Consider the following 19,510-nt stretch of genomic DNA (forward strand, 5'->3'; position numbering starts at 1 on the left):
TTTGTCGTTTTTTTGAAAAAACTTCCTGAAGCCAACCGCTACAGGAAGTTTAATTTTTTTAATTATGCGTTTGTGATTAACGCAACAACTACTGCGAAAAGAGCAACACCTTCAATAAGTGCAGCAGCAATAATCATAGCAGTCTGAATTTTTCCAGCAGCTTCTGGTTGACGAGCGATAGCGTCCATTGCAGAACCACCAATTTTTCCAATACCAAGACCTGCACCAATTACAGCTAATCCAGCTCCGATTCCAGCTAATACCATAATAATAAATTTATATAGTTAATAATTAATAAAACTCTAATTAATGATGATCGTGCTCTTCAACAGCCTGACCAATAAATAATGCTGAAAGCAAAGTAAATACATACGCTTGCAAAGCAGCAACTAACATTTCTAAAACACTCATGAACAATACGAATGCTCCGGCAACTGGTCCTACAGCAATACTTTTGAAAATGAAGATTAAAGAAACTAAACTCAAAATGATAATGTGACCAGCAGTAATGTTTGCGAATAAACGAATCATTAATGCAAATGGTTTAGTAAGCATTCCGATAATTTCTACAGGAATCATGATTGGAGCCAACCACACAGGAACTCCTGGTGTGTTGAAAATATGTCCCCAGTAAGATTTATTTCCGCTTAAAGTTGTAACGATGAAAGTGATAAATGCCATTACAAATGTAAAGTAGATATTACCTGTTAAGTTAGAACTGAATGGGAAGAAAGGAATTAATCCAATAAGGTTGTTAATCCAAATGAAGAAAAAGATTGTCAAAAGGTATGGCATATATTTTCCAGCCTTTTTTGTACCAATATTTGGAACAGCAATTTCGTCTCTAACATAAGTAACCAACGGTTCTAAGAATCCAGCTAATCCTGTTGGTGCATTTGGGTTTTTCTTATAAGATCTTGCAACTGCAAAAAATAAGAAGAACAAAATAATTGCAGACATCAACATAGAAAAAACATTCTTTGTGATAGAAAAATCTAAAGGTCTTGCATCAAAAGCAAAAGCACCTGTATTTTTCTGATCAGCTGTCATTGTTTCGAATTTATCCGCATAAAAAATTATTTCTTTATAACGAACTAATTTCTCACCGTTAATATCAACTACATGCTCACCTGAATTATCGTGGTGAAATTTTGCAGATGAAAAAATCTCCAATCCGTTATTCGTCCATAAAATAACTGGAAGACTAAAAGAAATTGGATGCCCATCCCAATCAGCGATATGAAAATCATGAGAATCTCCAATGTGTGAATTGATTAATTCACTAGCATTAAATTCTTCTTCGATCTTGTGACCAACATTTTCCCCATGAGCGCTTGTTTCTCCATGATTTCCTTCTACTGTCTCAACTGTTTCATGTTTCACAGAAACACTATCAACAGGAGTTGAAGCAAAATTTGTCGACGAAGTAAGTGCTAATAAGGTAACTAATAAGTACTGGACTGGTTTATTTGAAATTATCATTATTAAATCTGTATCTAATTTTAGGTTCCAAAAATTTTTTGCAAAGGTACATTTAAAATTGAAAATTGAAAATTTATATATGTAATTTTTAATATTTAAGTTTTTAAGAGGCAATCTTATTGTTAATAAAGCAATTAACCTCTGTTTATTAAGCGAATTGTGAAATATGTTTCGAAAAGTAAAAATAAAAAATAAGGGATAAAAAATGTACTAATATCAACAATCGGATTTTTAACATGTGCTTTTATCAAAGGAATTAAAAAAACGATAGCAGCCATCATTCTAATAAAGCTCGCGCCAAGAAAAGCAAATCCTGTATAATTTGCGAAATTCTTATGTACAAAAATCAAAAAGAGATATACCAAAAAAGTTGCTACAATATTAAATAAATAGATACTCCATGCTGAGTACAGGAAGACGAATTTATCTGATAGGAATTGCATGGCAAAATATTGCGCAACAAATAATACAATAGAGAAAGGAAGGAAATACTTTAGAAAATCGGTAGTCTTGTTCATTATTTATTCAAATTTTTTACTTGTCTTAAAACATTATAAAGTGCTAAAAAGACCGAAAATAGTGAAAAAATAATTGTCCACAATGAACCACCGTTTGAATACTTCTCATCTAGCTTCACTCCCAGATAGGAAAATATAAAAATAATAATTCCCATTTGAATGGGAATATTAACAAAAACTAACCATTTATTGTTTGAGTTCTTCTTTGGTTCCTTTTCCATCTTTTAATGTAACTTCTTTAGTGTTATTTGTTAACATTGCGCAAGTTGCTGTAAACTCTGCTCCAGGTTCGATAGATAATTTTCCAACAATAACTTCTCCGTGAATACGGGCTGTTGCTTTTATATTAAGGACTTCTAAAACTTTAATTTTTCCTTGAAACTCTCCTTCAATATCAGCGTTATTACAAACAATTTCTCCTTTAATAATTCCCGATGCTCCGATAACTAATTTTCCTTGCGAAGTAAAATTTCCAATCAATTCTCCGTCCAATCTAAAATCAGCTTTTGAAACGATATCACCAATTATAGAAGTACCTTCTACTATTCTATTTGTTTTTCCTAAGAGTTCTGTTCCGTTTTTTTTGACTTTATCAAACATGATTATGGGGTTTTTGGGGCTAAATAAGTTTCGAGATTTTTTTTAATTTGAATCACTTTATAATTATCACTCGATATGATAATTGCAGGTTGTGTGATTTTATACTTATTATCATCTCTAAAAACTTCTGAAACATCTTTGGCATAAGCCTCCGATTTTAAACCATGTATAACTACAAAACTTTGTGTTCTATTGTATTTATCAAAAGAAGTTGTTAACCTTTCATAATTTTCAACTAACAAAAATACTCTGATTGCCTCTTCAATTTTTTTGAGTGCTTTAGTATCTTCTTTTGAAATCACATATATAATTTTCCAGTTTTTATTGTCAACGGTAGTAAAATCAAGCTTTTCTAAACTTGGAACTTGCTTCTCTAAAATTTCTCTGGCATTTTTACCTTCTTCACTATTCGGATAATTATCTGCAACTGATTCTAATCCTTTTTTATAAGCTGCCAAACCATTTACTTTTCCTAAAGTATTTGCTTTCAACAATTCATATTTAGAAACAATTTCGTCACCGGAATATTGATTAATCAGATTGTCTATGTTATCCAAAACAGTTTCAAATTGTTCTTCTTGAAACAGTTTGTACCATTTTTGATATTCCTTATCGGCTGATGCCAAATCATCTGGATTCGCATTATTTAAAATCTGCGCATATCTCGAATTTGGATAATTGGTAATAATATCAGACTTAACTCTTTCGGCTTTAGCAGGATTTGTAATCTGATAGATTTTATACAAATTATACATCGATGGCAAAATCAATTTTTCCTCCGGATTGTTTTTTAATAATTGTTCGAGTTTGTCGCTCGCCAAATTGTATTCTTTAAACTTTTCTTTATAAATAAGTCCTAATTGATAGTATGAAAAATTACGTTCTTTATTTATACTATCCATCGCAACTTGTGTTGTTGGAAGTTGTTTTTCGTAAAAGTCAGTAGTATATTTTTCGATCACAATAGTATCTTTCAGAGCATTTGCCGCATCTTTACTGTTTATTGTATCGTTCATTGCTGCATTATTCGCAGATCTTAATCCGGCTAATCTCCAGTTTCCTCCTAAAGTTCTATTCCCCCACATTTTCTTGAATTGCAGTTTTCCATAAGCAACCGTTGTTGGATTATAAAAATAGAACGTACTTGCGGTTTCGTTTCCACCGGGGAGCGTTGGTGTTCCAGGATCTGTTGGCATTCCTGTAGAGTTTGGATTAATAGCTGTTGGCGAATTACCAGTACTATTATTCCGATCGATATTTGCTAATTTTTCTTTCTCTTTTTCTTGTAAAATACGTTTTGCTTCATCTTTCTTTTTAAGCTCAGCAATATATCCTTCAAAATAAATTTTTCGATCCGGATCAGACAAACCTTTAACCTTTATAATACTATCATCGCGTTTTGCAATACCTTCATATTTAATTACGTTGTCAAGATTTTTTCTGTTTTTTTCAATAAAAGCATATTCTCTGGTTTTCTTATCCAATTTTGTTAATGTACTGTCATAATATTTGGCAGCCATTGTATAATCGGTATTTTTGAAATACATGTTTCCAATATTTCTGTAAGTCGAAGCCACTAAATAAGAATCTTTAGATCTTCTTGCCAATGATTTATTGTAAAATATTAGAGCTGTATCCTGTACCTTATACTTATCAAAAAAGACACCCATTTCATAAAAAAGGATATCATAATAAGGTCGGTTTTCACGATCGCTAACCAGTTTATTATACATCTCAATAAACAAATCCTGATTGCCGTTTTGATAATCGAACATTTCTGCTTTTTTAGCATAAGCATGCATCATGTATTTTCGATCTGCTTTTCGATTCATATCAATTACGCCATCATAAAAATAATTCGCACTATCTTTTTTTCCGGCTTCCTGATACATCTGTCCTAAAATAAAACGATATCTCGCTCTGTCTTCTTTTATCTTGGTAAATTTCTCGGCAACCTTAAGTTTCGTTATAGCACTATCTTTTTCTTCTAAGTTTAAAAATGCTTCTGCCAATAAAGCATTTGCATCCGAAAAAGTTTGTTTATCTAAATCTGTTTTCTTTAATAGAAGATTAATGTTTTTTATCACAATAGCGTCATTTCCTAAACGCATATTGGTTTTTTCTCGCCAAATTTTTGCTGTATAAATATTACTGCTATTTGGGTATTTGTATAAAATATAATTAAATGCTTCAAGTGCCGGAATAAATCGTTGATCGTAATATCTGGCTTTACCAAGCATTAAATAAGCTTCATCTATTTGATAGTTTTTTTCTCTTCCTCCAATATTCATTGAATGCTTCTGAATAGCTTTTGTTGCTTTTGTTTCGGCTTTTTCAAAATCAGCATTTTTAGACTTTTCCCCTTCAGAAAAATTCTCGTCAATTTGCATTTTTTCAATAGGCAATATCTGCCAGAAATTATCCTGATTATTAGCCTGAATAGATTTCAACCCTTTATCAAGACCAATCCCGCCATTATACAAAATATTATACTTTGTACTTAAAGCGTGCGAATTTCTAGATAGAAAAGTATTCTTTTTGGTAGAACAAGCTATCAAAAAGAGCAAAATCACGAGAACAAAACTATATTTTAGAGTATTCTTTTTCAATAGAAAAGAGTTTATCAAGTTAACTTCTAAAAAGGATTTTTAGTATAATAACTTGTAAAAATACACTTCTTTTTTCAAACTTTAGAAACTTATACCGCAAAAAACGATTCTAATTCTTGTAAGGTTTCTCTTGATGTTTGAATGTCTTTTACAATTTCTCCTTTATTAAGAGCAACAATTCGATCGCAAACCTCTACTGTATGCTGTAAATCATGGCTTGAAACCAAAACAGTAACGTTTGGATCTTCTGCTAATTCTTTAATAATTTTTTTTAATCGGCTAACCGTGGTTGGATCTAAATTTGCAAAAGGTTCATCTAAAATGACAACCTCAGGATTACCTATAAGTGTGGCAATTATCCCCACTTTCTTCTGATTTCCCTTAGATAAATCTCTCAAATATTTTTTATTATTGAGAATTTCTCCATTAAAAAACTCATCGTATTTCACCAATAAAGCATCAATATCAGCTTTGTTTTGATGGCGTAAATCTCCAATAAAATAAAAATATTCCTCAGGAGTTAAGTATCCAATCAGGAAACTTTCATCCAAGAATGATCCTGTAAAAGATTTCCATTTTTCGTTTGTATTTACCTGAATATCATTGTTTTTAATAAATCCCGTCGAAGGTTGGATCAAATCTAATAACAAACTGAAGAAAGTCGTTTTTCCTGCTCCGTTATTGCCAACCAATCCAAAGCTTTGCCCTTTTGGAATTTCAAGATTACTAATGTTTAAAACTGTTGTACCGTTATATTGTTTTGAAAGTTGATTTACTTGTATCATTTTTAACTGTTTAATTGTTGATTTGGTTAATCGTTAATTTGATGTTTTTTTAATTTTTGATTTAGCCAATTGAAGCTAATTATCTAATTGACACATTTTCAAATTGACTAATTAATTCTTTTGTTTATAAGCACTTATTGTACTGTATTTTTCAATTTTATATCTTTTTTCGATCAAAGAAAAAACCTTGTCTTTAAATATAAAACCTAAAACTCCCGCTCCGGCAACTAATGCCAATCCTACTGTTTTATCAGCAAAATGAAGCCCAAGCCAATAGAGTAATAATGGCAAAAATATCTTTGGTAACGAAAGCAGCATTGAATTCACATTAAATGCTTTTTTGTCTCCAAAAGCTCCGCCGGCATTACTTAAATCGATTGGTGTTTTTGTAAATGCACCGCCCAAAAGAACCATATGAGAGTTTACTCCGATGTTATAAATTGCGCCAACTACTATAATTAAATACGTTTCCCATCCATAAAAAAGATAAAAAGAAGCTAAAATTGTCGAAACAAAAGTTACAATAACAATCAGCCACCATTTTGAAGTAATATAACCGCGATACGGAATATTCTGTGTCATCATTAATTGATAATATGAACTGTCCCAACTTGGTACAAACTGACCAAAAACAAATAGAAATCCGCCCGAGACAAATATTCCCGCAAAAATTTTCATCACTTCTGGTTGATGAGAATTTCCGAAAAAGATAAGTCCGTAAAATAAAAAGATTACACTCATTACAATAGTCGTTTTTGACCTTTTGTTTCTCTTAATCAATTTGATATCATTTTTAAGAAAAGTTCCTAAAGTTCCAAATTGATTTAACCATGAAAGATCTTCAGTAGTAGCTATATCTTCTTTTTTAGAAAGACCGGCGTCTAAAAACAAATTATTTTTAAAGTACTTAAAAGTAAGTTGATACAATCCAATTAAAACTAAAACAGGAATCAAAAATAATCCCATTTGTGCATAGAAGCCTTGAAAAACAGGTGTTGTAAAAGTCGTTATATCAAATAATTTATAATATTGCGCTCCGGCTAAACAAACAACTACAGCAAGAAAAACAACAAACAATTTGTCGATATTGCTTAAAATAATGTTCAGAAAATTATTGATGTAAATTAAAGCGATAATAGCCAAATTCCAGAAAATGACTCCCATCAGACTGTAACCTTCTATGACTAACACAATCGAAAACGGAACGAAAAAAAGTGCATGAAGCCAATTAAAAAAAGACAAAGCTGTTTTTCCTAAAGAGAAATGTACAATTGTGTTTTTTTGAAACGGCAGCACCAATAATGGTTTGATATTAAGAACCGGAATCGCCTGCAATAACAATCGAATAATTAAATCGAATAAGAAGTAATAAATCAAAAATTTATTAATGGTTTCAAAAGGCTCCAGATTCATTTTTTTAAGTACGTAAAATATTCCTATTCCTCCGCCAATAAAAAGCAGCGAAAAATAAATCATAAAGAAACCTATTATTATTTTCATCGCTACACTTTTACCAAACGATGCCGATCTGGTGAAGGCTTTCCATTCGAGGTAAATAAACTTTTTAATCATGGTTAATTGGTTTTGAGTTTTGTAGTAAGAGACCAAATGTAAGAAAACGTTACAAAAAAAGTTAAAAAAAATAATTTCGTGCCCGTCATTTAATAGTCGTTTGCTACTTTTGCATAAAATATACAATCATGCCTTCATTTTTAAAACTCATAATTAAAGAGGTAAAACGCGAAACGACCGACGCAGTTTCTGTACTTTTTAATGTTCCGGAAGAACTAAAACCAGACTATAAATTCATAGCTGGACAATACATAAATCTTAAGTTAACACTTGATAATCAAGAAATTCGTCGTGCTTACTCGATTTGCTCTGCACCAGAAAGCGGCGAATTAAGAATTGCTGTAAAAGCAGTTAAAAATGGTTTGTTTTCACAATTTGCAAATACCAGATTAAAGGCTGGAGATGTTCTTGAAGTTGGTCATCCGGAAGGGAAATTTACTTTTGAACCTGATGCCGAAAGACAAAAAAACTACGCAGCTTTTGTTGCCGGAAGCGGAATTACTCCTGTTCTTTCTATTATTAAATCCGTTTTGAAAAGTGAGCCAAAAAGTTCATTTGTATTAGTTTACGGAAATAAAACTCCTGAAGGAACTATTTTTCATCAAGAATTACATGATTTACAATTGCAATATGTAGGTCGTTTTTTCGTGCATTATGTTTTTAGTCAGGCTAAAGCCGAAAATGCATTGTTTGGACGAATCGAGAAATCGGCAGTAAATTTTGTACTAAACAACAAACATAAAGAACTTCAGTTTGATAAATTTTTCTTGTGCGGTCCTGAAGAAATGATCAATACAGTTTCTGATGTTTTGAAAGAGAAAAATGTAAAAGAATCAGCTATTAAATTTGAGCTTTTTACATCTTCTACTCAAGAACATAAAATCAATACTTCATTAGAAGGTCATACAAAAATTACTGTTTTAGTCGATGATGACGAAGTTTCGTTCGAAATGTCTCAAAAGCAAACCATCTTAGATGCTGCTCTAAAACAAGGAATTGACGCTCCATATTCTTGCCAGGGCGGAATTTGCAGCAGCTGTTTAGCTCGTGTAACTTCTGGAACTGCAGAAATGACTAAAAACTCAATTTTGACAGATAAAGAAATCGCTTCTGGTTTAATTTTAACCTGTCAGGCGCATCCAACATCAGAATCTATTTATATAGATTATGATGATGTTTAGAGGTTAAAATTCCAAAAACAAGGAGAAATTCCAATAAAAAAATTCCAAATTCCAACTTTAAAATTGGGATTTGGAATTTTTTCTTTTAATGATTATTAGCAATCTTTGTCAAATTGGAATATTGGAATATTGGAATTTAAAAATTGAAATTTATTTTTTATGAGATCTGTACGAGAAATTTTTAAAAGCAAAGAATATCTTTTAGACGAACCTGAAGTAGAGAAACTTATTAAATATTGCGAAGAACTTCAAGACGAAATTGTTGAGTTTAAATTTCAGAAAACAAACAATAAAGAGCTGGCAATGTTGGATATGCTCAAAGAAGTTATAAAAGGCTGTAATGAAATCGAAAAAGAACTAATAGAACATGAAAGATTTGGTTATGAAGCACCAGATTATGAAGCTACTATTTCGAATCTTAAAAATTATATTTACAGCAGATGTCGTGATGAGAAGATATGGTTAGAATAGGAATAAATTCTAATAAAAAATCCAAATCCCAACTTTACAATTGAGATTTGGATTTTTTTATGAACTATTTTTTTGTCAGAATTTTACAATATTGTCTTTTTGATTTTGAAAGTATAGTGTTCGATTTGAAAACGTTTCTGTATAATAAACAAAAAAGCATGTGACATTTTAAATATTTTTTAAAAAACATGCTAAAAATTTATTATATTAGTATTATAATTTTCTGATTGTCAACTTTTAAAACATTAAATACTATGGCAATGCATCACTACCTTCGTTTATCTTTTATATTACTTTTTGTAGTAACCTCTTTTTTTTGCATCTATTTTATAATTATAAAAAGACGAAACAGAAAAGGCCCTAAACTAATTTCGAAAGAAAAGTATAACTCATCAATGATTCATGGAATGAGAGAAATATCAGTCACTAATGATAGTTTTTTTAATATTTGGCCTTATGTAAATGAATTAAAAGCAGCCAAAATTTTATCAAAAAAAGTTAAAGAATCTGAATTGATACATAAAGTTTATAGAAATTCAACAGAAGATTTTGAACATATTTTACTAGCTACTGAAAAAGAAAATCATTTTGTTAAAGTTGTAGTCGATAGAAACAAAAAGAAACCAATGGGATATCTTCTTTTTGATTTATAATAGTTTGAAAATTCCAATAAAAAAAATCCAAATTCCAATTGTCAAGTTGGAATTTGGATTTTTTTTATTGGAGCTTTTTATTGAATTTTCTACAATAACTGCGACTGAATAATGTGAACTACTTTCTCCGGAGAGATAGATCTCATTGCATCTTCATAACCTTCAACAATTTTATTTCCGTAAACAGAGGTTGGCAGTTTTGGATATTGATTTCTATCTGAAGTTAAAGCGTTTTCAAGGCTTTGATTAAAAGGCAAAAATCCTGCATAAGGATGTGTTGCACCCCAAAGCGTTATTACTTTTATGCCTAACATTGCGGCAATATGTGCGTTTCCAGAATCCATAGAAAGCATCACATCAAGATTACTTATCAATTGTAACTCCTGCTGAAATTTTATTTTTCCAGCCATATTTATTACATTTTCAAATGGTTTTGAAAGTGAATCCAAGATCTCGATTTCTTTCTTTCCTCCTCCAAAAAGTAAAATTTTATATGCTTTATTTTCAGCCAGTTTTTCAATAACTTCCTGCATTAAATCCTGTGGGTAGACCTTAGAATCATACTGCGCAAAAGGAGCAATTCCGATTAATTTTTGATTTTGATCTCCAATGATTTCCAGAATATCTACACTTAAATTTGCTTTTTCAGGGAAAGTTGTCCCGACGCTTCGAGATGATAAATCTAAAGGAAAACCAAGTTCTTCAAACACTTTTGAATGTCTTTCGAACATTGTTGGCAATTGCTTGAATATTTTATTTTCGGCACGGGTTAATTCCTTTTTTCCTTCTCTTCCCTTATCAACCGTGGCTCTTTTTTTTCCGCTTAAAGCGAAAAGTAAACTCACAATTTTAGATCTTAAAACATTATGAAGGTCTGCAAAAGCATCAATTTTCAGTTTTTTTACATCACTAAATAATTTCAAAAGTCCCGTAAAACCTTTGTGACGCTCTTTTTCATCAAAAGCAAAAAATTCCAAATTCGGAATTCCGTCAAAAAAAGGTTTAAAAAATGGGCGTGAAATTACGGTGATTTTTACCGTTGGATACTGTTTTACAAAAGCGCGTAAAACAGGAACCGTCATGGCGACATCTCCCATTGCGGATAGTCTCATGACGGCTATATGCTTAATTTTATTGGACAATTCTGCCAATTATTTTTTATTTTGGTATAAAACAGGATTCAATTCATCGTCATTGTACATTTTCATTTGTTTGTACACTTTCATGAATTTATCTCCATTTTCAATGTCTGTCAACAAATCATCAATTGCAGTAGACAAATCACTTCTTTGCTCTAAAAGCACGTTTAATTTTTCCTGACATTTATCTCTATGTTCTTGTGAAGCCTCAGCACGTGTAGCTTCTTCATGCATGTGATAAATTTTTAATGCCAAGATAGACAATCTGTCAAATGCCCAAGCTGGACTTTCAGAGTTAATCTTTGCTCCATCTTTTACTTTTACATCACTGTATTTTTGCAAAAAGTAACTATCAATATACTCAACCATATCGGTACGCTCTTGATTTGAAGCGTCGATTCTTCTTTTTAATGTCAAAGCTGCTACAGGATCAATTTGCGGATCACGAATAATATCTTCAAAATGCCATTGAACAGTATCAATCCAGTTTTTTAAGTATAATAAATGCTCAAATTTATCTTTTGGGAAAGGATTGTTTATTGGCTGATCAACATTATCAAATTGATGATAGTCTTTGATGCTTTGTTCGAAAACAGAATATGCTAATTTTGAAAACATGTCTTTATTTTTTAGAGACACAAAGATACTTTTTATACTTTTATAGTGCGAATAAAACCTTTAGTTTTTCGTTTACATCGCATAAACAATTGATAATATTAAAAATCATTATGAAAATTCATTATATATCTGAGAATAATAGCGTATTAAACCATTTTTTGGGGCAAATTAGAAATGTAAATGTTCAAAACGACAGCATGCGTTTTAGAAGAAACATAGAGCGAATTGGCGAAATTATGGCATATGAATTAAGCAAAGATTTGTCCTATAAAAATGTCGAAATTCAAACTCCGCTTGGTATTAAAAAAACAACCGAAATTGAAAGTGATTTGGTTTTATGTTCTATTTTAAGAGCTGGTTTACCATTACACAATGGCTTTTTAAACTACTTTGATCATGCTGAAAATAGCTTTGTTTCTGCTTGTAGACATCATCCAAATAATGATGATGAATTCGAAATTCTGGTTGAATATCAAGCACTTTCAAACATAAACAATAAAACAGTTTTGCTTCTTGATCCAATGTTGGCAACAGGACAATCGATAGTTGCTGTTCATGAAAAATTAGTTCAAAATGCAACTCCCAAAGAAATTCATATTGTTGTTGTCATTGCTGCTCCGGAGGGAATTGCTTTTCTGGAAAGAAGTCTTCCAGAAAACTGTCATCTATGGGTTGCTTCTCTGGATGAGAAACTAAATGAAAAAAATTACATTGTTCCCGGACTTGGTGACGCCGGAGATCTTGCTTACGGAAGTAAACTATAATTGAGAAAAATAAGTAAATAAACTGCAGCAAATCAACACATAAAAAACAATTTCGTTATTGAGTTTTTGCTGCATATACTCTACATGACTTGCCGCCATAATAGTTAATGGTGCAATGCTAAACAATAATAAATCATTACTTTTATTAGGCGAAATGATGTAAACAGCGATTGCAATAAAAAAACAGGCAACCACTTTTTTATAAGAAGTATGAACTATTTGAGGTCTATTTGATAATGTCATTAACATTGAAGCCACAAAAAACAACGCTACTGCAACATAAATTGAGAGTGCTCCGTTTTCGTAATTATTCTTAAAGTAATCAATGTTAAAATCAAGTATAGCTCTTTTCTCAAAAAATTCAACTATATCAATATGAAAGATTAAGGATATCATCAAAAAAACAATCGAAACGGCTAAAAGTGCTACAAAAGGTAAAACCCAGTTTCTATAATCTCTTGAAACGTGAAAAACAATTGATATAAATACTAAAATAATAAAAAGCACACACCAAAATTGAAATAAAGAAGCTACAAAAATCCAAAAAGAAGCATCAAATATTTTTTCTTTAGAAGCTTTTAAGGATTGTAAAGAAATCAATCGTCGCAGCGCCAATAAAAGAAAAAAGTTGGCATATATTACATTTGGATTATTAAATATTGTAGGGAAAAATAATATAAACAATAAGTAGAAAAGTATTGCGTAACCATTGTCTTTACTGAGTCCATTCTTTTTTACGATGAAATTAATCATAAAAAAAGAAGCCAATATAAAGCACAATAAACTCACTTTTTGAAATCCCAAAAAATAAGAATTAATCCAGGAAGGTTCTTGGATTTGAAACAGAAAAAAGAAAACCAGTATTAAAATTACGGCCAATGAATAATTTAATGGCGTAGATTTTTTAAAAACACTTGTTATCATAAGGATATTTTATACTTTTGTGATTGTAAATATAATACTTGTTTAAAAGGAAAAACCAACAAGTTGAAAAAAGATTCTATTAATTGAATTTTAACTTCAATGCGTTACAAAACAATAAATAACATATAATTTTATAAATTATGACAGCTTTTTTTGAAGGAATACAATACTTATTCGTTAACATTTTATTTGCTCCGCTTGACTTTTTACGTCATTTAGAACTAATTACTTGGTTTGGTGCAAACACAATTAACTGGATTTTTATGACCATCTGCGCATGCGCAATCGTTTATTGGATTAAACAATTACGCATATTTGATGATGCTGGAACAGAAAACCAAGATACTACAGCTCACTCTTTCTTAAAGTAAGTCGAAGCCGATATCTTTTCTAAAATACATCTTATCAAAATTTAGTTTATCTATATTTTGGTAAGATTTTTTTATAGCCTGTTGGAAATCGTCTCCATAAGAGGTTACAGTCAATACACGTCCTCCATTACTAACGACATTTTTGTCATCTAATTTTGTTCCGGCGTGAAAAACAATAGAATCTGTAATATTTTCTAATCCGGTAATTACTTTTCCTTTTTCAAAATCTTCAGGATATCCGCCAGAAACTACCATAATTGTAGTCGCACTTCTAGGATCAACTTCTAATGTAAATTCATCCAGTTTCTGATTTGCAACAGACAAGAACAATTCTACTAAATCAGATTTTAATCTTGGCACCACAACTTCAGTTTCCGGATCACCCATTCTTACATTGTATTCAATAACAATTGGCTCATTTTTTACATTAATCAAACCAATAAATACAAAACCTTTATATTCGATTCCGTCTTTTTGGAAACCTTCAATTGTTGGTTTTACGATACGAGTTTCAATTTTTTCCATCAAAACAGCGTCAACATAAGGAACTGGAGAAACTGCTCCCATTCCGCCTGTATTTAATCCTGTGTCACCTTCACCAATTCTTTTGTAATCTTTTGCTGTTGGAAGAATCTTATAGCTTTTTCCGTCAGTCAAAACAAAACAGCTCAATTCGATTCCGTCCAGAAATTCTTCGATAACAACTTTAGAACTTGCTGCACCAAATTTTTCATGAACCAACATGTTTCTTAACTCTGTTTTAGCTTCTTCAAGATCCTGAATAATCAAAACACCTTTTCCAGCTGCTAAACCATCTGCTTTTAAAACGTATGGAGGTTGTAAAGTTTCTAAAAAAGCACATCCGTTTTCAACAGTTTCAGCAGTAAAACTATCATAAGCCGCTGTTGGAATGTTATGTTTCATCAAGAATTCTTTTGCAAATTCTTTACTTCCTTCTAATTGAGCACCTAATTTAGATGGTCCAATAACCGGAATATGCTTTAAACTTTCGTCATTTTTAAAATAATCGTAAATTCCTTTTACCAAAGGATCTTCTGGTCCTACAACAACCATTTTTACGTTTTCCTGCAGTACAAATGTTTTAATAGCATCAAAATCGGTTGGAGACATTGCAACGTTTGTAGCAATTGCAGCCGTTCCTGCATTTCCTGGTGCAACAAAAAGTTTTTCGCAAAGCGGACTCTGAATCATTTTCCACGCAAAAGCATGCTCTCTTCCGCCTGATCCCAATAGTAAAATTGTCATGTTATAGTTGTATTTAGTTGTGGTGCAAAAATAGTGGGTTTTAACCTTAAATAATAATTTTTTTTACTTACTTTTGACGTTAGCAACGCGAAAGGTATGATAATTTCATTTGGATCTAAAGAAACTGAAAAAATTTGGAATGGAATCATTGTAAAAAAACCTTCTCAAGAAATACAACAAATTGCCCGCAGAAAACTTAGAATGTTACACAACTCCCAGAATTTAACAGATTTAAGAATTCCTCCATCTAATCGTCTGGAAAAACTTTCCGGCAATTTAAAAGAGTTTTACAGTATTCGAATTAATAATCAATGGCGCATTATTTTTTCTTGGGAAAATGGAAATGCTTCAAATGTTGAAATTGTAGATTATCATTAAAAAAGTAAAATGGAAAAATTAAAAAATATACATCCGGGAGAAATTTTAATGGAAGAATTTTTAATTCCTTTAAAAATAACTTCTTATCGTTTATCAAAAGATTTAAAAATTCCGCAAACAAGAATTTCTGAAATCATTAAAGGAAATCGCAGAATAACTGCTGATACTGCTTTGCGCTTAAGTCAATATTTTGGAAATTCGGCTAAATTTTGGCTGGGTCTTCAAGACGATTTTGATATTGAAGAAGAACAAACAAACAAAGGTCAGGAATTAAGGTCTATTAAACGTTACGATTTAAAAGAAGCTATTTAAATGATCTCACTTTTTGACATTTCGCTTCAATTAAATGGTTTTCCGATAAAGAAAGCTAAAGCCGAATTGAATGAAATCGTAAATTTATCTGAAAAAGATTATGCTATTTTTCTTCAGAATAAAAAGAAAGAAATTGTCGATTTTCATTTAAAAAACAATTCTTTTTATCAGGAATTAGTCGGTAATACAACGGATTGGAAATGGGAAGATTTACCGATTCTGAACAAACAAAATTTACAAAAACCGCTGGAAGAAAGACTTTCAAAAGGTTATACTTTAAAAAACGTTTACCTCAACAAAACATCAGGATCTAGCGGAACTCCATTTGTTTTTGCAAAGGACAAATATTCTCATGCTTTAACCTGGGCATCTAATATTATGCGTTTTGGCTGGTTTGATATTGATTTTAATCATTCGTATCAAGCCCGTTTTTATGGTATTCCAATGGATTTTATTGGATATCATAAAGAACGTTTTAAAGATTTTTTAAGCGGTCGTTTTCGATTTCCGGTTTTCGATTTATCTGATGAAGTTTTGGAAAAATTTCTACGAAAATTCAAAACGAAAAAATTCGATTATCTCAATGGTTACACGAGTTCGATTGTTTTATTTGCTAAGTATTTAGGAAAAAAAAATATCGTATTAAAAGAAATCTGTCCAACTTTAAAAGCTTGTTTTGTTACTTCGGAAATGCTTTTTGAATCGGATAAAAAGCTTTTAGAAAAGCAATTCGGTATTCCGATAATCAATGAATACGGAGCTTCAGAACTTGATTTAATTGCATTTGAGAACACAAAAGGCGAATGGCAAATTAATGCCGAAACATTGTTTGTAGAAATTCTTGATGACGATAATAATGTTCTCCCTTACGGGGAAGAAGGCAAGATTGTGATTACTTCTCTATTTAATAAAGCAAACCCATTTATAAGATATGATATTGGAGATATTGGAATTTTGGACGAAAAAAGTACGCTACAAAAACCAATCTTAAAGAAATTAATTGGCAGAACAAATGATGTTGCAATCTTACCAAGCGGGAAAAAATCACCTGGATTAACGTTTTACTATGTAACCAAAAGCATTATTGAAGATGATGGAAATGTCAAAGAATTTATCATCAAACAGACAAAATTAGATTCTTTTGAAATTGAATATGTTTCTGAAAATGAACTAGATTCATATCAAATTCAGAAAATAAAAGAAGCTATTGCATTGTATCTTGAACCCAATTTAAACTTTACTTTTACCCGAAAAACAGTTCTGGAAAGAACAAATCGCGGAAAATTAAAGCAATTTAAATCTTATTTATAATATAAATAAAATCCTACATTTGTTTTACTAATAAAAAACTTATGGACGATCATTCTCTGCTTTCTGAAGAAACTATTTCAAACAAAATATATTTTATCCGTAATCAAAAAGTGATGCTTGATTTTGATCTGGCTCATCTCTATGGAGTAGAAACAAGAAGACTTAATGAACAAGTAAAAAGAAATATATTACGATTTCCAACAGATTTTATGTTTCAACTTACGGAAATTGAATTAGAAAACTTGATGTCGCAAATTGCGACATCAAGTTGGGGAGGAATTAGAAAATTACCTTTTGCCTTCACAGAACATGGTGTCTTAATGTTATCAGGCGTTCTAAAAAGCGATAAAGCAATTCAAACCAATATCCAAATCATGCGTATTTTCACGAAAGTGAGACAAATGCTTCTAGATACAACGGAAATTAAGGTTGATATTCTTCAGATTCAAAAGAAATTAGAGAATCATGATAAAAATATTGAATTGGTTTTCTCCTATTTGGATGAATTGACGGATAAAAAAGACAACGAAAGTGAAAGAATAAAAATTGGATATAAAAAATAATTGGAGGTCACAAATTGTGATCTCCAATTCTGACCGAGATTTTCTAAGGTAGCAAATTGCGACCTTAGAAATGTAAACTGCAAACTTGAAGTCGCAATTTGCGACTTCAAGATTTAATAAGTGAAATAAACTAAACATGATTTCTTCAAGGTCACAAATTGTGACCTTGAAGAATGCTAAATCTTCTTAATATATCGAGGTTTTATAATCAATTGTGTGAATAAAAATCGGATCATTAATAAAACCGAAAACACAAAATTAAATCTGTGAAAATTTCTATAAACTCCAAAGTTGTGTTTTATCAATTTGAATTTAGAAGATGAAATTGAATCTTTTCTTATTCTATAAAATGCCAAAGGCTCTGGAACTGGTTTGGTAAATTGAATTTGTTTTAAAATAGTAAGCCACAATCGCCAATCTTGCCTTTTTTGAGTGGCTTCAATTACAATTTTTCCAAAATAATCAGCATCATAAATAGCGGTTAAATTGCCAACGTAATTGCAAAAAAACAATTGATAATAAGTTAATTCTAATGGTGCCTCAACTCGCCTGTTTAGATTATTTCCTTCTTCATCAATAGAATCATAAAAACTAAAGGTAAAAGGTAAATTGTTTGCTTTTAAAAACTGAATCTGTTTTTCTAATTTCGACGGATACCATAAATCATCAGCATCTAAATAAGCTATATATTTTCCGGTTGCTTTTTCTAAAGCTACATTTCGGGCGACTCCGTTTCCGGAATTTTTGGCTAATTGAAAGAGTTTTATCCGATTGTCTTTTCCAGCAAAACTGTTTATGATTTCTACAGTTTTATCCGTAGATGCATCATCAACCAAAATTATTTCCCAATTTTTATAACTTTGATTTTGAACTGATTGCAAAGTCAACCCAATGAACTTTTCAGTATTATATGTTGGGATTATAATAGATACTAATTCGCTCATTAGATTGGAATGTCTTCGGGATTTAAGCTTTTATTACTTGATGTAACTTGAAAAATCTTTGTGTTCTTCTTTTGAAAGTTCTTCTTTAGAAAGTGATTTAAAATAATCGTAGGTAATTTTCATTCCCTCGGCACGATTTACTTTTGCTTCCCAACCCAATAATTCTTTTGCCTTTGTAGTGTCTGGCTGACGCTGTAAAGGATCGTTTATTGGTAATGGATGGTAAACTACTTTCTGATTCGTTCCTGTTAGCTTGATGATTTCTTCAGCAAAATCTTTAATTGTGATTTCGTCCGGATTTCCAATATTTACCGGATATACATAATCAGAATGTAATAATCTAAAGATACCTTCAACCTGATCATCTACGTAACAAAAAGAACGGGTTTGCATTCCATCTCCAAAAATGGTTAAATCTTCTCCACGCAAAGCTTGCCCAATAAACGCCGGAATTACACGACCATCATTTAAGCGCATTCTTGGACCATAAGTATTAAAAATACGAACGATTCTAGTTTCTACGCCATGAAATGTATGGTATGCCATTGTAATTGATTCCTGAAAACGTTTGGCTTCGTCATAAACACCACGAGGTCCGATTGTGTTTACGTTTCCGTAGTATTCTTCAGTTTGAGGATGAACTAACGGATCCCCATAAACTTCAGAAGTTGAAGCGATCAAAATTCTGGCTTTTTTGACTCTCGCTAATCCTAATAAATTATGAGTTCCTAATGAACCAACTTTTAAAGTCTGTATCGGAATTTTTAAATAATCTATAGGGCTAGCTGGTGAGGCAAAATGCAGTATATAATCTAATTCACCAGGAACATGAACAAACTTTGTGATGTCATGATGGTAGAATTCGAAATTTTCTAATTTGAATAAATGTTCAATGTTTCTAAGATCTCCGGTAATCAGATTATCCATTCCAATAACAAAATAGCCTTCTTTAATGAATCGATCACACAAATGTGATCCTAAAAATCCTGCTGCACCGGTAATAAGTATTCTTTTCATAATTGGTTTATTATTCGTCACAAATGTAAGTG

General features: G+C 31.2%; 22 protein-coding genes. 9 read left to right on the forward strand and 13 right to left on the reverse strand.

The genetic code is table 11. From position 1 onward, the window contains the following. Positions 1–62: 62 nt before the first annotated feature. The 7 genes from atpE to CHB81_RS22740 all read right to left on the reverse strand — a co-directional run bounded on the left by atpE (position 63) and on the right by CHB81_RS22740 (position 7,566). The gene (gene atpE / locus CHB81_RS22705) at positions 63–266 is read right to left on the reverse strand and encodes an ATP synthase F0 subunit C (RefSeq protein ID WP_039113322.1); all 204 of its coding nucleotides are present in this window, start codon (positions 264–266) and stop codon (positions 63–65) included. 40 nt (positions 267–306) lie between these two features. Next, positions 307–1,482: a F0F1 ATP synthase subunit A gene (gene atpB, locus CHB81_RS22710; protein ID WP_089354177.1), complete on the reverse strand. Its 1,176-nt coding sequence runs from the start codon at positions 1,480–1,482 to the stop codon at positions 307–309. A gap of 517 nt (positions 1,483–1,999) precedes the next feature. Beyond that, positions 2,000–2,221: an AtpZ/AtpI family protein gene (locus tag CHB81_RS22720; protein WP_089354125.1), complete on the reverse strand. Its 222-nt coding sequence runs from the start codon at positions 2,219–2,221 to the stop codon at positions 2,000–2,002. Next, the gene (locus CHB81_RS22725; RefSeq protein ID WP_089354126.1) at positions 2,187–2,600 is read right to left on the reverse strand and encodes a polymer-forming cytoskeletal protein; all 414 of its coding nucleotides are present in this window, start codon (positions 2,598–2,600) and stop codon (positions 2,187–2,189) included. Before CHB81_RS22725 ends, CHB81_RS22720 begins: the two co-directional genes overlap by 35 nt. 2 nt (positions 2,601–2,602) lie before the next feature. After that, complete coding sequence (locus CHB81_RS22730) at positions 2,603–5,209, reverse strand: tetratricopeptide repeat protein (protein WP_089354127.1); 2,607 nt, start codon at positions 5,207–5,209, stop codon at positions 2,603–2,605. An 89-nt stretch (positions 5,210–5,298) separates the two neighbouring features. Next, positions 5,299–5,994, reverse strand: coding sequence for an ABC transporter ATP-binding protein (locus tag CHB81_RS22735; RefSeq protein ID WP_089354128.1), 696 nt, complete (start codon positions 5,992–5,994; stop codon positions 5,299–5,301). 111 nt (positions 5,995–6,105) lie between these two features. Continuing rightward, positions 6,106–7,566 (reverse strand): DUF5687 family protein, encoded by a 1,461-nt coding sequence (locus CHB81_RS22740; RefSeq protein ID WP_089354129.1) that lies wholly within the window; start codon positions 7,564–7,566, stop codon positions 6,106–6,108. Between the two features lie 128 nt (positions 7,567–7,694). On the opposite strand from CHB81_RS22740, the gene CHB81_RS27255 reads away from it, so the two are divergent. The 3 genes from CHB81_RS27255 to CHB81_RS27225 all read left to right on the forward strand — a co-directional run bounded on the left by CHB81_RS27255 (position 7,695) and on the right by CHB81_RS27225 (position 9,871). Continuing rightward, a complete protein-coding gene (locus CHB81_RS27255) occupies positions 7,695–8,747 on the forward strand; it encodes a ferredoxin--NADP reductase (RefSeq protein ID WP_089354130.1) in 1,053 nt (350 codons plus the stop codon). A gap of 159 nt (positions 8,748–8,906) precedes the next feature. Then, on the forward strand, positions 8,907–9,218 hold the full coding sequence (locus CHB81_RS22750) for a hypothetical protein (RefSeq protein ID WP_089354131.1): 312 nt from the start codon (positions 8,907–8,909) through the stop codon (positions 9,216–9,218). Positions 9,219–9,625: 407 nt separating this feature from the next. Further along, on the forward strand, positions 9,626–9,871 hold the full coding sequence (locus tag CHB81_RS27225) for a hypothetical protein (protein ID WP_254921251.1): 246 nt from the start codon (positions 9,626–9,628) through the stop codon (positions 9,869–9,871). A gap of 89 nt (positions 9,872–9,960) precedes the next feature. Here the strand turns inward: CHB81_RS27225 and CHB81_RS22760 are convergent, their stop codons facing one another. Together CHB81_RS22760 and CHB81_RS22765 are read right to left on the reverse strand one after the other, a co-directional pair. Then, the gene (locus CHB81_RS22760) at positions 9,961–10,983 is read right to left on the reverse strand and encodes a glycosyltransferase family 9 protein (RefSeq protein WP_089354133.1); all 1,023 of its coding nucleotides are present in this window, start codon (positions 10,981–10,983) and stop codon (positions 9,961–9,963) included. Between the two features lie 39 nt (positions 10,984–11,022). Then, a complete protein-coding gene (locus CHB81_RS22765) occupies positions 11,023–11,628 on the reverse strand; it encodes a DUF4254 domain-containing protein (protein WP_089354134.1) in 606 nt (201 codons plus the stop codon). Between the two features lie 110 nt (positions 11,629–11,738). Between CHB81_RS22765 and upp the strand changes: the two genes are divergently transcribed. Continuing rightward, positions 11,739–12,392 carry a uracil phosphoribosyltransferase gene (gene upp / locus CHB81_RS22770; protein WP_089354135.1) on the forward strand — a complete coding sequence of 218 codons (654 nt, stop codon included), beginning with the start codon at positions 11,739–11,741 and terminating at the stop codon, positions 12,390–12,392. Here the strand turns inward: upp and CHB81_RS22775 are convergent. Next, entirely contained in the window at positions 12,387–13,316 is a 930-nt protein-coding gene (locus CHB81_RS22775; RefSeq protein WP_089354136.1) for a DUF6427 family protein, read from the reverse strand. The genes upp and CHB81_RS22775 overlap by 6 nt on opposite strands. Before the next feature lie 140 nt (positions 13,317–13,456). Here CHB81_RS22775 and CHB81_RS27230 point away from each other — a divergent pair, with 140 nt between their 5' ends. Continuing rightward, on the forward strand, positions 13,457–13,687 hold the full coding sequence (locus CHB81_RS27230; protein ID WP_089354137.1) for a uracil phosphoribosyltransferase: 231 nt from the start codon (positions 13,457–13,459) through the stop codon (positions 13,685–13,687). On the opposite strand, the gene purD is transcribed toward CHB81_RS27230, so the two are convergent. Further along, the gene (purD, locus tag CHB81_RS22785) at positions 13,679–14,953 is read right to left on the reverse strand and encodes a phosphoribosylamine--glycine ligase (RefSeq protein ID WP_089354138.1); all 1,275 of its coding nucleotides are present in this window, start codon (positions 14,951–14,953) and stop codon (positions 13,679–13,681) included. The two genes, CHB81_RS27230 and purD, sit on opposite strands and share 9 nt — an antisense overlap. Before the next feature lie 96 nt (positions 14,954–15,049). Between purD and CHB81_RS22790 the strand changes: the two genes are divergently transcribed. Genes CHB81_RS22790 through CHB81_RS22805 form a run of 4 tightly spaced genes read left to right on the forward strand, consistent with a single transcriptional unit; the run spans position 15,050 to position 17,517 of the window. Next, positions 15,050–15,331 (forward strand): type II toxin-antitoxin system RelE/ParE family toxin, encoded by a 282-nt coding sequence (locus tag CHB81_RS22790; protein WP_089354139.1) that lies wholly within the window; start codon positions 15,050–15,052, stop codon positions 15,329–15,331. Between the two features lie 9 nt (positions 15,332–15,340). Further along, complete coding sequence (locus CHB81_RS22795; protein WP_089354140.1) at positions 15,341–15,643, forward strand: HigA family addiction module antitoxin; 303 nt, start codon at positions 15,341–15,343, stop codon at positions 15,641–15,643. Further along, positions 15,644–16,954, forward strand: coding sequence for a phenylacetate--CoA ligase family protein (locus tag CHB81_RS22800; protein WP_089354141.1), 1,311 nt, complete (start codon positions 15,644–15,646; stop codon positions 16,952–16,954). A 41-nt stretch (positions 16,955–16,995) separates the two neighbouring features. Then, positions 16,996–17,517 (forward strand): ORF6N domain-containing protein, encoded by a 522-nt coding sequence (locus CHB81_RS22805; RefSeq protein ID WP_089354142.1) that lies wholly within the window; start codon positions 16,996–16,998, stop codon positions 17,515–17,517. 176 nt (positions 17,518–17,693) lie between these two features. Here CHB81_RS22805 and CHB81_RS22810 read toward each other — a convergent pair whose 3' ends face one another. Continuing rightward, positions 17,694–18,461, reverse strand: coding sequence for a glycosyltransferase family 2 protein (locus CHB81_RS22810; RefSeq protein ID WP_089354143.1), 768 nt, complete (start codon positions 18,459–18,461; stop codon positions 17,694–17,696). A gap of 33 nt (positions 18,462–18,494) precedes the next feature. Beyond that, the gene (locus tag CHB81_RS22815) at positions 18,495–19,478 is read right to left on the reverse strand and encodes a UDP-glucuronic acid decarboxylase family protein (protein WP_089354144.1); all 984 of its coding nucleotides are present in this window, start codon (positions 19,476–19,478) and stop codon (positions 18,495–18,497) included. Positions 19,479–19,510: the final 32 nt, after the last annotated feature.

Origin of the sequence: Flavobacterium sp. ov086 (genome assembly GCF_900187965.1) — a bacterium.
Classification (GTDB): Bacteria; Bacteroidota; Bacteroidia; order Flavobacteriales; family Flavobacteriaceae; genus Flavobacterium.

Bases quoted from the DNA above. Each gene is read 5' to 3' on its own strand.
- atpE (WP_039113322.1), bottom strand. From the start codon at position 266: ATGGTATTAGCTGGAATCGGAGCTGGATTAGCTGTAATTGGTGCAGGT.
- atpB (WP_089354177.1), bottom strand. From the start codon at position 1,482: ATGATAATTTCAAATAAACCAGTCCAGTACTTATTAGTTACCTTATTA.
- CHB81_RS22720 (WP_089354125.1), bottom strand. From the start codon at position 2,221: ATGGAAAAGGAACCAAAGAAGAACTCAAACAATAAATGGTTAGTTTTT.
- CHB81_RS22725 (WP_089354126.1), bottom strand. From the start codon at position 2,600: ATGTTTGATAAAGTCAAAAAAAACGGAACAGAACTCTTAGGAAAAACA.
- CHB81_RS22735 (WP_089354128.1), bottom strand. From the start codon at position 5,994: ATGATACAAGTAAATCAACTTTCAAAACAATATAACGGTACAACAGTT.
- CHB81_RS22740 (WP_089354129.1), bottom strand. From the start codon at position 7,566: ATGATTAAAAAGTTTATTTACCTCGAATGGAAAGCCTTCACCAGATCG.
- CHB81_RS27255 (WP_089354130.1), top strand. From the start codon at position 7,695: ATGCCTTCATTTTTAAAACTCATAATTAAAGAGGTAAAACGCGAAACG.
- CHB81_RS22750 (WP_089354131.1), top strand. From the start codon at position 8,907: ATGAGATCTGTACGAGAAATTTTTAAAAGCAAAGAATATCTTTTAGAC.
- CHB81_RS27225 (WP_254921251.1), top strand. From the start codon at position 9,626: ATGAGAGAAATATCAGTCACTAATGATAGTTTTTTTAATATTTGGCCT.
- CHB81_RS22760 (WP_089354133.1), bottom strand. From the start codon at position 10,983: ATGAGACTATCCGCAATGGGAGATGTCGCCATGACGGTTCCTGTTTTA.
- CHB81_RS22765 (WP_089354134.1), bottom strand. From the start codon at position 11,628: ATGTTTTCAAAATTAGCATATTCTGTTTTCGAACAAAGCATCAAAGAC.
- upp (WP_089354135.1), top strand. From the start codon at position 11,739: ATGAAAATTCATTATATATCTGAGAATAATAGCGTATTAAACCATTTT.
- CHB81_RS22775 (WP_089354136.1), bottom strand. From the start codon at position 13,316: ATGATAACAAGTGTTTTTAAAAAATCTACGCCATTAAATTATTCATTG.
- CHB81_RS27230 (WP_089354137.1), top strand. From the start codon at position 13,457: ATGACAGCTTTTTTTGAAGGAATACAATACTTATTCGTTAACATTTTA.
- purD (WP_089354138.1), bottom strand. From the start codon at position 14,953: ATGACAATTTTACTATTGGGATCAGGCGGAAGAGAGCATGCTTTTGCG.
- CHB81_RS22790 (WP_089354139.1), top strand. From the start codon at position 15,050: ATGATAATTTCATTTGGATCTAAAGAAACTGAAAAAATTTGGAATGGA.
- CHB81_RS22795 (WP_089354140.1), top strand. From the start codon at position 15,341: ATGGAAAAATTAAAAAATATACATCCGGGAGAAATTTTAATGGAAGAA.
- CHB81_RS22800 (WP_089354141.1), top strand. From the start codon at position 15,644: ATGATCTCACTTTTTGACATTTCGCTTCAATTAAATGGTTTTCCGATA.
- CHB81_RS22805 (WP_089354142.1), top strand. From the start codon at position 16,996: ATGGACGATCATTCTCTGCTTTCTGAAGAAACTATTTCAAACAAAATA.
- CHB81_RS22810 (WP_089354143.1), bottom strand. From the start codon at position 18,461: ATGAGCGAATTAGTATCTATTATAATCCCAACATATAATACTGAAAAG.
- CHB81_RS22815 (WP_089354144.1), bottom strand. From the start codon at position 19,478: ATGAAAAGAATACTTATTACCGGTGCAGCAGGATTTTTAGGATCACAT.